At 63.0% G+C, this 14,940-nt stretch carries 8 protein-coding genes; 4 read left to right on the forward strand and 4 right to left on the reverse strand.

The genetic code is table 11. The features are described 5' to 3' along the window. Nucleotides 1-149: 149 nt before the first annotated feature. The gene (locus ABD937_RS05060; RefSeq protein ID WP_345253899.1) at nt 150-5,294 is read left to right on the forward strand and encodes a beta strand repeat-containing protein; all 5,145 of its coding nucleotides are present in this window, start codon (nt 150-152) and stop codon (nt 5,292-5,294) included. 82 nt (nt 5,295-5,376) lie between these two features. On the opposite strand, the gene ABD937_RS05065 is transcribed toward ABD937_RS05060, so the two are convergent. Both ABD937_RS05065 and nagB read right to left on the reverse strand, forming a co-directional pair. Then, the gene (locus ABD937_RS05065) at nt 5,377-6,606 is read right to left on the reverse strand and encodes a PQQ-dependent sugar dehydrogenase (RefSeq protein WP_345253901.1); all 1,230 of its coding nucleotides are present in this window, start codon (nt 6,604-6,606) and stop codon (nt 5,377-5,379) included. Nucleotides 6,607-6,719: 113 nt separating this feature from the next. Continuing rightward, nucleotides 6,720-8,645 carry a glucosamine-6-phosphate deaminase gene (gene nagB / locus ABD937_RS05070; RefSeq protein WP_345253903.1) on the reverse strand — a complete coding sequence of 642 codons (1,926 nt, stop codon included), beginning with the start codon at nt 8,643-8,645 and terminating at the stop codon, nt 6,720-6,722. A 223-nt stretch (nt 8,646-8,868) separates the two neighbouring features. Here nagB and ABD937_RS05075 point away from each other — a divergent pair, with 223 nt between their 5' ends. Continuing rightward, nucleotides 8,869-10,056 (forward strand): GAF domain-containing sensor histidine kinase, encoded by a 1,188-nt coding sequence (locus tag ABD937_RS05075; RefSeq protein ID WP_345253905.1) that lies wholly within the window; start codon nt 8,869-8,871, stop codon nt 10,054-10,056. Nucleotides 10,057-10,070: 14 nt separating this feature from the next. Here ABD937_RS05075 and ABD937_RS05080 read toward each other — a convergent pair whose 3' ends face one another. Then, nucleotides 10,071-10,496: a globin domain-containing protein gene (locus tag ABD937_RS05080; RefSeq protein ID WP_345253907.1), complete on the reverse strand. Its 426-nt coding sequence runs from the start codon at nt 10,494-10,496 to the stop codon at nt 10,071-10,073. Between the two features lie 867 nt (nt 10,497-11,363). Between ABD937_RS05080 and ABD937_RS05085 the strand changes: the two genes are divergently transcribed. Continuing rightward, the gene (locus ABD937_RS05085) at nt 11,364-13,403 is read left to right on the forward strand and encodes a sensor histidine kinase (RefSeq protein WP_345253909.1); all 2,040 of its coding nucleotides are present in this window, start codon (nt 11,364-11,366) and stop codon (nt 13,401-13,403) included. A gap of 48 nt (nt 13,404-13,451) precedes the next feature. Here ABD937_RS05085 and ABD937_RS05090 read toward each other — a convergent pair whose 3' ends face one another. Further along, nucleotides 13,452-14,201: a LytR/AlgR family response regulator transcription factor gene (locus tag ABD937_RS05090; RefSeq protein ID WP_345253911.1), complete on the reverse strand. Its 750-nt coding sequence runs from the start codon at nt 14,199-14,201 to the stop codon at nt 13,452-13,454. Between the two features lie 165 nt (nt 14,202-14,366). Here ABD937_RS05090 and ABD937_RS05095 point away from each other — a divergent pair, with 165 nt between their 5' ends. Further along, on the forward strand, nt 14,367-14,921 hold the full coding sequence (locus ABD937_RS05095; RefSeq protein ID WP_345253912.1) for a formyl transferase: 555 nt from the start codon (nt 14,367-14,369) through the stop codon (nt 14,919-14,921). Nucleotides 14,922-14,940 lie beyond the last annotated feature (19 nt).

Genomic DNA, 14,940 nt, shown 5'->3' on the forward strand with positions numbered 1-14,940 from the left:
TATCACTGACTGCCAGGCTCCCCTGAAATTCCTGTTGCCCGGCACTGCCGAGCCCCTGATCACACCACCGATATCAATCACCCGCAATGCGGTACCCTGTAGCCATACCGGTACTGCAAGCCATTCCTTCTTTTTTAAACAACTGCAACATGAAAAGAACTTCACTCTTCAGGTGCCTGTGCACTTTGCTCTGCCTGGGAATCTACAGCGGGCTGCTGGCGCAGCCTCCCGGCACCGGCACCGCCGACGGCACCTATGACTTCCGGAACCTTGGCGCGGACAACTCGGGGGGCACCGGCTTCAAAACCCAGGGCGACAAATTCGAAGTGTCCAACAAACTGATCCCGGATGCAGGGAATTCGATGTACGTGGACAACCGGACGCAGGGCGCCATTGAAACGGTGGTGATCCGGGCGGAAGGCGGCAGCGTGCTGCGGACCTTCACCTTCCGGAACATGCAGGTGGACATTTTCGGCAACCAGATCACGCGCAACCTCAGCGTGTTCACGGTCAGGGTGTACGACTATTCCGGTGGCCTCATCGGCGAGCGGAGCCTGGCTGCGGCCCAGCCGCTGACCGAACAGCTGACCAACATTTCCACGTTTAACTATACCACTCCCTGGCCGGCGAACGGCTTCCCGAATGCCGCGTCTGTGGAGATCTCCTGGCAGCTCCTCGAACAAGGCAACCAGCCCGACGATATGACCTTCTGGAACATTACGATCTCAAATGCGAGCGCATCGGTGCCGACGGGGCTCACCATGGGCAGCCTCTCCGGCACCACGTTCTGCGCCGGCGCAACTTTAAGCATTCCCTTTACGGCATCCGGCATGAACGCCGGCAACACCTATACTGCGCAACTCTCTAACAGCGCCGGTTCTTTTGCGGCGCCTACCGCTATCGGTGCGATCAGCAGCAATGCCACTTCAGGCACGATCAGCGCCACCCTCCCATCGAACATCTCCGGCACGGGCTACCGGATTCGCCTGACGTCGTCCAGCCCTTCCACTACCAGCACCGACAACGGCTCCAACCTCACCATTAACCCGAGCCCGTCGGCCAGCTCGGTCGTTACCAACGTCGCCTGCTTTGGCGGCAATACCGGAGCCATCAACCTGACGCCGACCGGCGGCACTCCAGGCTATATATTCCTGTGGAACGGAGGTGCTACCTCGGAAGACCGCACCGGCCTTACTGCAGGCACGTATTCGGTAACGATCACTGATGCGGCGGGTTGCACCAACACGATCAACAACATCAGCGTTAGCCAGCCGGCATCCGCCTTATCCGCCTCCTCGGCCATTACCGATGTAGCCTGCTTTGGCGGCAACACGGGTGCCATCAACATCACCCCTTCGGGCGGAACTCCCGGCTACAGCTACAACTGGGGCGGCGGCGTCACCACCGAGGACCGAACCAACCTGGTAGCCGGCACCTATGGCCTGGTGATTACCGATGCCAACGGGTGCGCGACCACGCTGTTCCCGCTTAGTGTAGGCCAGCCTTCTGCGGTGCTTTCCGGATCCACGGTGGTGACCAACGTGGCCTGCTTCGGCGGAAATACGGGCGCCATCAACCTGACGCCTTCAGGAGGCGCCGGATCGTATACCTTCCTTTGGAACAACGGCACTACTACCGAAGACCGTACGAACCTCACTGCCGGTACCTACTCGGTGACCATCACCGATGCCAACAATTGTCAATCGACCATTAGTAATATTTCCGTAGGCCAGCCGGCTTCCGCCGTGTCGGGTACTACAGGGGTGACCAGTGTGGCCTGTTTCGGCGGCAACACGGGCTCTATTGACCTGACACCCGCGGGCGGCACCCCGGGCTACACCTATATGTGGAATGGCGGCGCTACCAGCCAGGATCGCAGCAACCTTACTGCAGGTAACTATTCCGTGACCATCACGGATGCCAACAACTGCCAGGCCACCATCAGCAACATCTCCGTAGGCCAGCCCTCCGCAGCGGTTTCGGGCTCGACCGTCGTCACGAATGTAGCCTGCTTCGGCGGTAACACCGGTGCGATCAACCTGACACCGGCAGGCGGCACACCCGGCTACACGTTTGTGTGGGACAACGGCGCCACCACCGAAGACCGCACCAATCTCACTGCCGGTACCTACTCAGTTACGATCACCGACGCGAATAACTGCCAGTCAACGGTCAGCAATATTTCCGTGGGCCAGCCCGGTGCGGCCCTTTCGGGATCCACTGTGGTCACGAACGTAGCCTGCTTCGGCGGCACTACGGGTACTATCGACCTGACCCCCACCGGCGGCACTGCCGGCTATTCCTACCTCTGGAATGACGGTGCAACTTCGCAGGATCGTTCCGGTCTTGCTGCAGGCACCTACTCGGTTACCATCACCGACGCCAACGGCTGCGAGACCACCATCGCCAATATCTCCGTAGGCCAGCCCGCAACGGCTATTTCCGGCTCTACCATTGTGACAAACGTTGCTTGCTTCGGCAGCAGCACGGGCACCATTAACCTCACTCCCACGGGCGGCACACCCGGTTATACGTTCCTCTGGAACAACGGCGTCACCACCGAAGACCGCAGCGGTCTTGCCGCAGGCACTTATTCGGTGACCATCACCGATGCCAACGGTTGTGAAACTACCGTCAGCAACATCACGATCGATCAGCCCTCGTCTGCCGTTTCCGGGGCCACCGTGGTGAGCAACGTCACCTGCAACGGCGCTGCCAACGGCTCCATTAACCTCACCCCCACCGGTGGCACTCCCGGCTACAGTTTCCTCTGGAATGATGGCGTTACCACCGAAGACCGCAGCGGCCTCAACGGCGGCTCCTACGCCGTGACCATCACGGACGACAATGGCTGTGAAAGCACGGTCAGCAACATTTCCGTATCCGAGCCCGATGCGCTCCTGGTGAATGCCGTGGGCAACCAGTCGGTTTGTGCAGGCGGCAATACCGCGGCCATCAGCTTCACCGGCAATGCTACGACCTACGAGTGGACCAACAACAACACGGCCATCGGCCTCGCCGCCTCCGGTACGGGTAATATCGGCTCCTTCGCTACCGTCAACAATGGCATCTCGGCGGAAACCGCCACCATTACCGTGACGCCCACTTCGGGCGCCTGCAGCGGCACGCCGATCTCCTTTACCATCACAGTTGGCGCTGCTCCCACGGCCAGCATCGCCTATAGTGGCAGCCCGTTCTGCACCGGTGGCACTTCGGTAGACGCAACCGTTACCGGCAGCACCGGCGGCAACTTCAGCGCGTCGCCGGCCGGCCTCAGCATCAACAGTGCCACGGGCGCTATCGACCCCTCTGCCTCTGCCCCGGGTACCTACACGGTCACCTACAGCTTCGCGGCGTCGGGAAGCTGCCCGCAGTTCACCACCACCACTACCGTAGAAATACAGGCCTCCTTCAATGCCACGATCGCTTACCCGGGCACCCCGTTCTGCGACGCCACTGGTACCGTGCTGCCCACGCAGTCGGGCACGACCGGCGGCTCCTGGTCGGCAGCTCCTGCCGGCCTCTCGATCAACCCGGCTACGGGCGCTGTCGATCTTGACGCTTCCACCCCGGGAGTTTACACCGTGAGCTACGGCATCGGCGCTGGCGGCGGTTGCGGCGCTGCGGCCACCACCCAGATCGCCGTTCGCCCCACCTACCTGATGGTGCCCGAGAATAACCAGGTGGTCTGCGCCGGATCGGCGACGGCCCCGGCTAACTTCAGCACGCTCACCGGCGTATCGGTAACCTGGACGAATAACAATCCTTCGATCGGGCTCGCCGCTTCGGGCTCCGGTAACATCCCCGCCTTTACCGCCGTCAACAACGGCACCACGATGGAAGAAGCCGTGATCGCCGTTACGCCCACGGGTGGAACGGGATGCCCGATCAAGGCCCTCGTGTTCCGGATCACCGTACGCCCGATGCCGACCGTAAATACGGTGTTGGGCCAGACGGTATGCGCCGGCTCCATGACGCAGCCGGTCACGTTTACCGGTGCCCTCCCCGGAAGCATCTTCAGCTGGACCAACGACAACACGGCGATCGGGCTTGGCAGCATCGGCACTGGCAACATCGCGGCGTTTACGGCGCAGAACCAGACCGCTACCACACAGGTGGCCAACGTCACGGTGACCCCGCGCGCCAACAGCTGCAGCGGTATGCCAATGACGTTCACGATCAGCACGCAACCCTCGGCAGGCGCCATCAGCTACGGCGGATCACCCTATTGCCCGGCAGGTGCGGCTTACCCCAGCCACCTCGGTAGCGGTGGTGGTACGTACACATCGGCTCCCGCAGGCCTGCTGATGAACAGCAGCACGGGCGAAGTGAACCTCGCGCTCTCCAACCCCGGTACGTATTCGGTGACCTACACCCTGACGGACGCTACCTGCTCCGGTATCGCCACTACACAGATCACTATACTCCCGGGTGCCCAGATGGATGCCCCGTCGAACCCGGTATACTGCAACGGCGCCTCGGCACCGGCGCAGCTCTTTACCGGCGCCGCGGGTTATACCTGGACCAACGACAACCCGTCTATCGGTCTCGCCGCGTCCGGATCAGGCAGCCTGCCCTCGTTTGTGGCAGTAAACAATACGGCTGCGCCGGTATACGCCTTCATCAACGTAACGCCCCAGGGCAACGGTACGACAACCTGCACGGGCAAGCCGGTTCGCTTCCGCATCACCGTAAACCCGACGCCCACGGCAACCAACCCAGGCAACCAGGTATACTGCCGCGGCATCGTCACGGCCCCGGTGCCCCTCACGGGCAACATGGGTACGGAGGCTACCTATAACTGGACGAGCTCCACTACGGCTACCGGACTCCTGCAGCGACGCGGAGCGGACGTAGTACCGGCCTTTACGACTGTGAACCCGACCGCAGGCACTGTGTCCACGACTATCACCGTGACCCCCGTGGCCAACAAGTGCGTGGGCGCCCCCATCACTTTCCAGTACCAGGTGGGCAACTGCGTGGCACAAAACGGCGGCGGCACCGGCGAGGGCGGCACCGACGCGGCCCGCTCGGCGACGTTCGCAGCCACGGTGTCCGCGGCTCCCAACCCCGCGCGCGACCAGGTGACGCTGCAGGTGCTCAACGCACGCAAGGCGGCCGCTTACACCGTGCAGGTGATCAATGCCTGGGGCAGCCCTGTGGGCCGTCCGCAGGCCTTCGGCGGCACGAACTGCACCGTATCCCTTGCAGGGCTTACGCCCGGCAACTACGTGCTGCTGGTTACCGACACACGCAGCGGTGAAAGCAAGCGCAAGCAGATCGTCAAGCTGTAATCCCCGCTGGTTACGGCCCATAAAAAAAGCGCCCCGGAAACGGGGCGCTTTTCATTCGTGGAAATAGTACCTGAAGCGATCGCTACTTCTTTGCGATCCGGTACAGGCGGCCTTCGTCCGTCACGGCATAGAGCGCGCCGTCGCGGCCCTCCGCCACATCGCGAAAACGCTGGCCTTCGCTGCGCAGGAGGCGCTCCTCTCCCACCACGCGGTTGTCGCGTAGCACCAGGCGGGCGATATGGTTGGAGTTGAGGCCGGCGATGAAGAGGTTGTGCTTCCATTCGGCAACGGCGTTGCCGCTGTAGAAGGTCATGCCGCTCGGCGACAGCACGGGATCCCAATAATAGACCGGCTGCTCCATGCCTTCCTTTTCAGTGAGGGCATCACCGATGCGGGCGCCGCTGTATTCGTACCCGTACGTGATCGTGGGCCAGCCGTAGTTCTTTCCCGGCTCCACGCGGTTCAGCTCATCGCCGGCGCGGGGTCCGAACTCGTTCTCCCACAGGTCGCCCGTAACCGGGTGAAAGGCGAGGCCCTGCACGTTGCGGTGCCCGTAGGAATACAATTCAGGACGCGCCCCGGCCCTGCCCGCAAACGGGTTGCCCGCGGCCGGCTTACCTTCCTTCGTGATGCGCACGATCTTTCCCAGCGCAGAGTTGAGGTCCTGGGCCTGCGGCCGTGTTTCGAGGTCGGAGCGCTCACCGGTACTTACCAGCAAGTTGCCCTCCTTATCGATCACGATGCGCGACCCGTAGTGCAGGTTGCCGCTGTACGCCGGCGTGGCCCGGTAGATGACGGTGGCGCCTTCGATGGTCCGCTCGTCGGCCGCCAGGCGGCCGCGGGCGACTGCGGTAAGATTGCCTTCGGGAAGCCGCTCGGAGAACGACCAGAAGATGGTGCGGTTATTAGCAAAGTCGGGGTCGATGGCAATGCCAAGGAGGCCACCCTGGCCAGAGGAGTTCACTGCCTGAATGCCGGTGATGGGGCCGCTCACCGCACCCCCGGTGCTTACGAGCCGCATCGTGCCCTTCTTTTCGGTGATCAGCAGGCGTCCGTCCGGGAGCACGCCGATCCCCCAAGGCTTGTCGAGGTCGCGCGTCAGCACGGTGCCCGCCCAGGGCGTAGCCGTCGAAACCGCCGCGGCACGGGTCTGGCCGGGGAAGGCCGGGGTGTAGTCGGTAACGGGCTTCCGGGTTTCTACGGATGCCGGGCGCGACGTGTCGCCCGTGGTCGTACTGGTCTGTCCTGAATTGGTAGGCGCGCCGCAGGCCGCCATCAGCGGACCCACGAGCAGGGAGAAGTATTGTTTCATGATCGAGGGTGTTTTAAGGGTTGCCCCGCCCTAAGGTACGCCCGTGCCGGACGCGGCGTGTGCTTCCTGCCTCGTTGCTTCGTTCTTCCCTGCCCGTTAGCTGCTCCTTGCCGCTAAAAATGCCACCTGACGAAAGCCTCCATGGCGGCGTAGCGGGTGAGTCCGAGCTGTGCGTAAAGGTCTGCGGTATGGCCGTTGCGGTCTTCGGCCCGCTGCCAGAACTCGCGGTCGTCGGCGCCCTGGAAGGGCACCGTGTCTTTTTGCGACTGGTGGATGAAAATGCCAAAGCGCTTCTGCCGCACCTGGTCGGGGCTCATGGGAACGGCCATCTCGATCTCGGCAATGTCCCACTCCTGCCAGGCGCCCTTGTACAGCCAGAGCCAGCATTCCGCGATCCATTCGTCGCCTTCCGCGCCTTCGGCCTTGATGCGCCGCAGCGACTCCAGCACCACGTCCAGGCACACCCGGTGCGTACCGTGCGGGTCTGCGAGGTCACCGGCCGCATAAACCTGGTGGGGCTTGATTTTTCGAAGCAGCTCCATCGTGAGGCGCACGTCTTCCTCGCCCATAGGGTTCTTTTCGATGGTGCCCGTTTCGTAAAAGGGCAGGTTCTGGAAGTGGATACGCTCGTCGCCAAGCCCGACGTGGCGGCAGGTGGCCCGCGCCTCGCAGCGGCGGATGAGCCCTTTGATGGCCCGGATCTCCGGCGTATCCACCTGGTGGCGCCGCTTGCCCGCAATAAACGCCCGCGCATCCCGCAGCACCGCCTCGGCCGGCCGCGCATCGCCTCCGAACAGGCCCTCGAAGCCCACGGCAAAGTCCAGGAAGCGGGTCACGAACTCGTCGGTGACGGCGATATTGCCGGAGGTCTGGTAGGCCACATGCACTTCGTGGCCCTGATCGTGCAGGCGTTGGAAGGTGCCGCCCATGGAGATGATGTCGTCGTCGGGGTGGGGCGAGAAGATAAGGGCGCGCTTCGGGAAGGGCTCCGCCCGTTCCGGGTGCGCGGGCAGCTGCGCCCCGGGCTTGCCGCCGGGCCAGCCTGTGATGGAATCGCGCAGCCCGTAGAAGACCTGCAGGTTGATGGCGTAGGCGTCGCCTTCCTCCACCAAAAGGTCGCTGAGCCCGTGCTCGTTGTAATCGTTGTTAGTAAGGCTCAGGATGGGCTTGCGCAGCCTCAGGGCCATGTCTACCACGGCGCGCCGCATCAGCTTGGGCGTCCACTCGATCTCGCCCGAGGTGAGCCAGGGACTTTTGATGCGTGTCAGCTCGGAGGCGGCGGCCGCATCCACCACGAAGGTGCAGTCGTCGTGCTGCTGCAGCAGCGACGCCGGCACCGACTCGGTGACGGGGCCTTCCACGGCGCGCTGGATGACGGGGGCTTTCTGCGATCCCCAGCCCATCAACAGGATGCGGCGGGCGCGCAGGATGGTGGCAATGCCCATGGTGAGGGCGAGGCGCGGCACCTCGGACACGCCCTGGAACTCGTAGGCGTTGGCGAGTCGGGTAGAAATATCAAGGTTGACGAGGCGGGTGCGGGAGTGGATCGAAGAGCCGGGCTCGTTGAAGCCGATGTGGCCGTTATTTCCGATGCCGAGGATCTGCAGGTCGATGCCGCCCGCTTCCTCAATGAGGGCTTCGTAGGCGCGGCAGTGGGGCTTCAGCTGGTCCTTCGCCACTTCGCCGTCGGGGATGTGGCAGCGGGCGGGGTCGATGTCGACGCGGTCGAAGAGGTGGGTGCGCATAAAGCGCGCATAGCTCTGCAAGGCATCGCGCTCGATGGGATAATATTCGTCGAGGTTGAAAGCGGTGACGTTCTGAAAGGAAAGGCCTTCTTCGCGATGCAGGCGCACGAGCTCATTGTAGAGGCCGCGCGGCGTGGCGCCGGTAGCGAGGCCCAGCACGAGTCCCTTGCCTTCGCTTGCCCGCTGCCGGATGGCCGAGGCCACCTCCGCAGCTACCCAGCGGGCGCCATCCACAGGCGCAGCCACAATACGTACGGGAATGCGTTCAAACGAGTCAGTCAGATCTATGTTCATGGTCCGGTGTTTAGGTGGCGTCGCGAACCGCCTCGTAAAAGCGGCCGCTTGTTTCAAAGATAATGGCCTGTGTTACCCGGACGCTGAACGCGTACCGGAAAAATTTACACAGCTTTATTCCGAACGCGGAATCAGGGAAACCTTAACGCTTTGAACGCGGCCGAACCTACCGGCAGAACTATCTTTGATGCCTACCCGCAACCGGGTCGATCAAAACAAGCGTATGCGTGTAGCGTCCCTGCCCTTCAATGAAGAACTCCGCCTCCAGGATCTTTATTCCTACGACATCCTCGACACCACGTCTGAGCACGACTTCGACGAGCTGCTCGAGATCGCCACGCAAGTTTGCGGATGCCCGATCGCAGCGGTCACTTTCATCGACGAAACGCGGCAATGGATCAAGTCATCGACCGGGCTCAACATCCGTGAAACCGACCGGGATGTTGCCTTTTGCGCGCACACCATTCTGCAGAACAAAGTGATGATCGTGGAGAATGCACTCGAGGACGAGCGCTTTCACGACAACCCACTGGTATCGGGGGAGCCCAGCATCCGCTTCTATGCCGGCGCGCCGATCGTGTCGGCAGGCGGCTACCGGCTTGGTTCGGTCTGTATCATCGACCGGAAGCCGCGTCACCTGGCACCCAACGAGCAACGCCTGCTCGAAGTGCTGTCGCAGCAGATCAGCAGGCTTCTTGAGTTGCGACTTAAAAACCAGTTGCTCCGGAAGAAGGCGGAAGAGCAACTCGTGCTCGAAAAATCCTTCCTGCAAAAGGTGCTGCAGCAGCGCGACGAGGAGCGCCAGAGCATCGGCAATACGCTCCACGAGCATATTGCGCAGGACCTCGCCGCAGCTCAATTCTACCTGGAGATGGCTGCCACCACGGCGCGTGACGGCTCCGAGCTCCTGCACCGCTCGCGTGAAGCCGTGCGCCGTGCCATCGGCAACATCCGCGACCTGACGGTATCCATCGTGCCTTCGACGCTGAAGGAATACGATCTCAAAGAGCTACTCGACATCCTGCTGAGCCGCTTCCACAACCGCACAGGCATCCGGGTCGACTTCCACTTCGAAGGCCGCCGGCCGGTACCCCAGGGCATCGCGGTTGACCTGTACCGCTGTCTTGAAGAACAACTCAAAAACATTGGCGAGCATGCGGGTGCTACACAGGTGCGCGTGCGCGTGCAGGCTTCGGCCACCTTGTCGCTGAGTGTTGAAGACGATGGCCGGGGCGTGAACCTGGAAGGCTTCCGCGTAGGCGCAGGTATCCACCAGGTAATGGCGCGGCTCGAAGCTTATGGCGGTACCGTCGACGTTAGCAACGGCGCCCTGGGCGGCTTCCGGTTAAGCATCACCGTGCCGCTCCGGAAGGCTGCGGATGCCCCTGCTGGCAACACGGACCCTGCCTAGCCAGTGTTACCGGCTCAGGCCGCAGCCACTTCGTAGGCGCTCGCCCCGATCATGGCACCCGCCAGCAACGTATAGCACGCGATCCAGGCTTCCTGCGCTTCTTCCGTCCAGGCCTCGCCGAGGCCCTGCTCCAGCGTCCACAACAGGGCGGAGCCAACGGAGTGGTAATGCGTAGCCTGTACGCCGTAGCCCACATGGCGCTGGGCCAGCTTCCGCACTTCGTCCATGATGTCGTCGAGGCGATCCAGCTTGCGGATTACATAATGCAACATGTGCAGCAGCTTCTTTGATTGCTCCGGGATGTCGCCGCGGAACATCGGGCGCACTTCCGGGATGATCGTGAAAAGACGGTTGTAGAACAGGTCTCCGACCACCAGGGGGTCGAGGGCGGCTACGGTGCTCCAGGTCTCTTTGACAAGGGCGATCTGCTGTTGGTTCATGGCGTTGTCGGGGGTTTTGATTGCTGCAGCAAAATAGCAGCATCCTGCGGTCGCCGCAACCACACAGCGACTGGATTGAAGTACCGGCCCGCTCAACTGACAAAAGGAGCGATAAAACGAAGCGCGTCGTAGCTACGCGGAGCGATCATTATCCACGTACGCCACGGTGAAGGTGGAACACGATTCGGTATCGCCGGCTACGAAATGAGCCTCGGTGGCCGCGGCCGGCAGCGCGTCGTGCAGCTCCGGGGAGCAATGATCATGCAGGTTGCCGTCGTCGCACAGGCGCAGCGACAGCGCGGGCGCCGGCATTGATGAAGAAGCAGACGGGGATATCCCGGCGCCGCGCATCGAAGAACAGGGGCAAAAGGCGCAGCACCTCCTCCCGGCCGGCAGGCCGCCGATACCCCGCGAACGACCGCACCATGCCCGGACGCGGATGTGTTGCCGGTACGACCCGAAGAACGCTCCGCAAGGTCGGTGTTGCCGAGATCCGTACCCGCGCTCCGCCCGACCCGCACCTGTTCCAGCAATTGCAGCTGCACAGCCGGCATCCGTGCTTCGTAAGCCATTCTTGTAGCCGCGGGAAAGGCAAGCACCCCCTGCATGCCGAAGGGGTCCGGCCCGGAACAAAAGGGCTCTCCGTGATCGTACAGCCACCGCGGGGTGGCACGGTCCGGCGGAGCGCCGGTACCAGGCGTTTCGGCACAGGAGTGTTGCCTGGCAGGGATCATCCGGCCGGCATAGGGCGCTGCGCGGAAGTGAGCCGCGCGCCGGAGCGGGAGGAGCACAGGCAATGAATCGTGCGGGCAAAGCTCTGCCGCAACCCGGACGGCGTATCTTTGCGGCACCAACTGCTGCTGTTCCATGTTCCGACCCGCTTCCTGGACATTCCTGCTCCTTTTTCTTTTCCTGCTCGCCGGGTGCCGCCAGCGTGAGTGCCTGCCTGAAAAGGAGGAAGTGGTTTATTGGGACAGCCGGGTGCTGCGACCTACCTACCAGACCATCGAGCGCACCCGCAGCCTCGATTCAGGGCTCCGGGTCTACGACTCGCTCCTGGCCCGGGATCCCGGCCCGCGCACACCTTTCATCCGGGCCCAGCGCTCGGCGGTATTCGGGTACTACTACTACTTCATCAACCCCAACACGGTTGCCACCGCCCGGCATGTAGATACCTTCCTCTCCTACTTCAACACCCGGGAGCTGCAGGCCTGCTACCCGCGTGCCTATATGGGCAACATGCTGCACGGCGGCGAGCTTGCCTTCCAGATGCGCCTGTACGACAAGGCCAACGAATACTACTTCCGGGCACGCAGTACGGCCTATGCCTACCTGGAGCCCTGCGAGCGCTCCGGCTTTTTTTACCGGCTGGGCATGGTACTGTACCGGCAGAAAAGCTATTCCCTTTCGGCCCGCAACTTCCTGGAGGCCTACCGCTCGCAGGACCTCTGCCCCAACCAGAGCGCGGCGATCGGCCTGCAGCAGCAGGAGATCCAGAGCAATATCGGGCTTTGCTACGTGCACCTGAAGCGCCCCGACAGCGCGCTGTTTCACTTCCGGAATGCACTCGACGTGGCCAATCGCTTCCGCGACTCCCTGGGGCCGGTGGGGATGGATATGATCCACGGCGTGGTGTACGGCAATATGGCGAAGGTGTACGTCGGACGCGGACAGCTCGATTCGGCAGAGCACCTGTTCCGGAAAAGCCTCGCGCTCAACAACCGCAAGGGCTACGAGGTGCGCGACGCGCAGCTGGTGGCCCTCCAGCTCGCCGAGGTGTACGACCGCCAGCAGCGCTATGCCGCCATGCGCCCGCTCCTCGACAGCGTGCGTATCGCCCTCGATACCATCAGGGACATCGAAGGAGAGGAAGCCTGGCTCCGGCTCCAGTATATCTACTACCGCGATACGAAGCAGCCGCTCCTGGAGCTGCCGACCTTCAAGCGCTACGTGGCGCTGCGCGACTCGCTGGCCACGCACCAGAAGGAACTGGAGCAGGCAGACATTACCCGCCAGCTGCGCGACAAGGACCAGGACCTCCAGATCCGGCTGCTCCGCAAGAACAACCAGCTCGCGCAGATCTACCTCTGGGTGTCGGTGCTGCTGGCCTTGATGGCGGTCGTCATCATCTTGCTGATCTGGAACAACTACCGCCGCAGCAAGCGGAACATCGCCGCGCTCAGGGCGCTCAACGAGCGGGTGAGCCAGCAAAAGGAAGAACTGGAAGCCGCCAACCGCGAAAAGGACCGCATCCTCCACGTGGTGGCCCACGACCTGCGCAATCCCATCGGGGTGACGACCTACCTGGCCGACCAGATGCTGCTCGAAGAGCAGACGAGCGAGAACGAGGGACCACTGCGGATGATCAAGGAAGCTTCGGGTATGGCCCTCGCGCTGACCAACGAGCTGCTCGGGCTCCAGAGCGACGCCGCCCCGATCGAGCGCCGGCGCACCGAGCTGAACGCCCTGGTGCGCGCCGCGGTGACCCTGATGCACCCCAAAGCCCTGGAAAAAGGCCAAACGATCCGCATGTTTGCACCGGAAGAGCCCTTGTACCTGCTCGGGTGGCCCGACCGGCTGCAGCGCGTGGTGGTGAACCTGCTCTCCAACGCCCTGAAGTTCAGCCCAGCGGGCAGCTCCGTAGAAATACAGGTCACCCGGGTAGATACGGCGGCCTGGATCGCGGTGCGCGACGAGGGCATCGGCATCCCGGAAGAATTGCGGGGGGTATTGTTCGCTCCCTTCTCCGCAGCGCGGCGCACCGGCACCGGGGGCGAGCGCTCCGTCGGGCTTGGGTTGTCGATCTGCCGCGAGATCGTGGAGGCGCACGGCGGCAGCATCATCGTCGAGAGCGGCACGGGTGTGGGCACCACCTTCGTGGTCAGGTTACCGCTCAACACAGGGTGAGCGCCTGATAAAACGGGGCCGAAATGAATCGATGGGCGAGCAGGCCGATCAGCCCAGGATCCGGAGCTTTTCCTTCAACGGCTTCAGGTAGCTTTCCGTAACGCTGAAGGAACCGAACGCGGTGCGCACCTCCTCGCGAGCGAGCTCCCGGATAAAAGAAAGCTGCACGGCTTCCGCACGGTTGACCTGGATGAATGCCTCCTGCAGCCCGGCGGGCACCAGGTAGCGCAAGGTCTTCGGAAGCGTGCTGCGAATGTAGGAAGTGGTGCCGTCGGACGCATTGAGCACGCCGGTGTAGTTCTTCTCGGAGCGCAGGCTGACCACGTCTTTCCAGAAAACCTTCTTGTACTTGTCTCCCTGCTTCACGAAAAAGGAATCCGGCGCCGGTGCCGTCTCGCGGGGAACCGGGGCCGCCGCGCGCGCGCTGAAATTGTGCAGGGCGGTCTGGATGGTGGCGAACAGCGAGGCTGGGTTAACGGGCTTGGTGAGGTAGGCCGAGGGGCGCGCCCGCAGGGCGTTGAGGGCCGTGGCCGCATCGTAGGAGGCAGTGATGAAGATGAAGGGCTTCTGGTACACGGTGCTCAGGAGCTGCCCGAGCTCGATGCCGCTCTCACGGCCCTGGAGGTGGATGTCGAGCAGCACGATATCGTACTGAAGGCTGCCCAGGGCCAGGGCCCCCGATTCGAAGTCATGGGCGGCGCCGGCTACCGAGAAGCCGAAGGCATCCAGGTTCTGGGCGAGCCCCTGGGCCCAGAGTGGCTCGTCTTCTATGATCAGTACCGCAATCTCGTCGGTCATGCGCTTTGGTTTAGCAGTTCGGTGCAAGATAAGGCGGAACCGATTCCGTCCCGGCAAAGGGGGCTTCGCTCCCAAAACGGCGCGCTCCCCTCCCACCGGGCAGCCGCGACTCCCGGAGCCGGCTATCTTCGGCACGAAGCCGCCACCACGGACCTTCCCACCCGAATGAAGATTGTTCTGCTCTCCGCCACGAGCGCCGCGATGCCCTGCATGGACTGGCTACTCCGCCAGGGCTGCATGCTGACCTTACTTTGCCCCCCGGGCGGCGATCAATGCAGCAGCGACGTCGAAGCCCTCCAGGCATGGGCCGAAGTGCAGGGCATCCCTTGCTGGCAGGTCGACGCAGGGAGTGTAGACGCCGAACTTTCGGAGCTGATACAGGAAACGGCCCCCGATCTGGTGCTGCGGTACGGCTTCCCTCTGCGCATTACCCCTTCTCTGATCGACCGCATGCCCTGCCGCTCCTGGAACGTCCATTTCGGGTTCGAGTCGCTTCCCGACGATACCGGGCGACTCAGGGGCACCATCACGCTGCATGAATGGAAGGGGGCCGGCGAGAAAGTGCTCCAGCAGCACCGACTGCTGCTCGGGGCCGGCGAAAGCGACCCGATCGCGCGTCTGAGTGAATTATCGGTTCCCGTGTTGGCGCAGGCCCTCCAGGACCTCAACCCGCAACGGCGCAACGGCACGGCCGGGCCCGGTATTGCGGCCATATTCTGACAGCTTTTTGTATTCCGGC

The organism is Flaviaestuariibacter amylovorans (assembly GCF_039541815.1).
In the GTDB taxonomy this organism is placed as follows: domain Bacteria; phylum Bacteroidota; class Bacteroidia; order Chitinophagales; family Chitinophagaceae; genus Flavisolibacter; species Flavisolibacter amylovorans.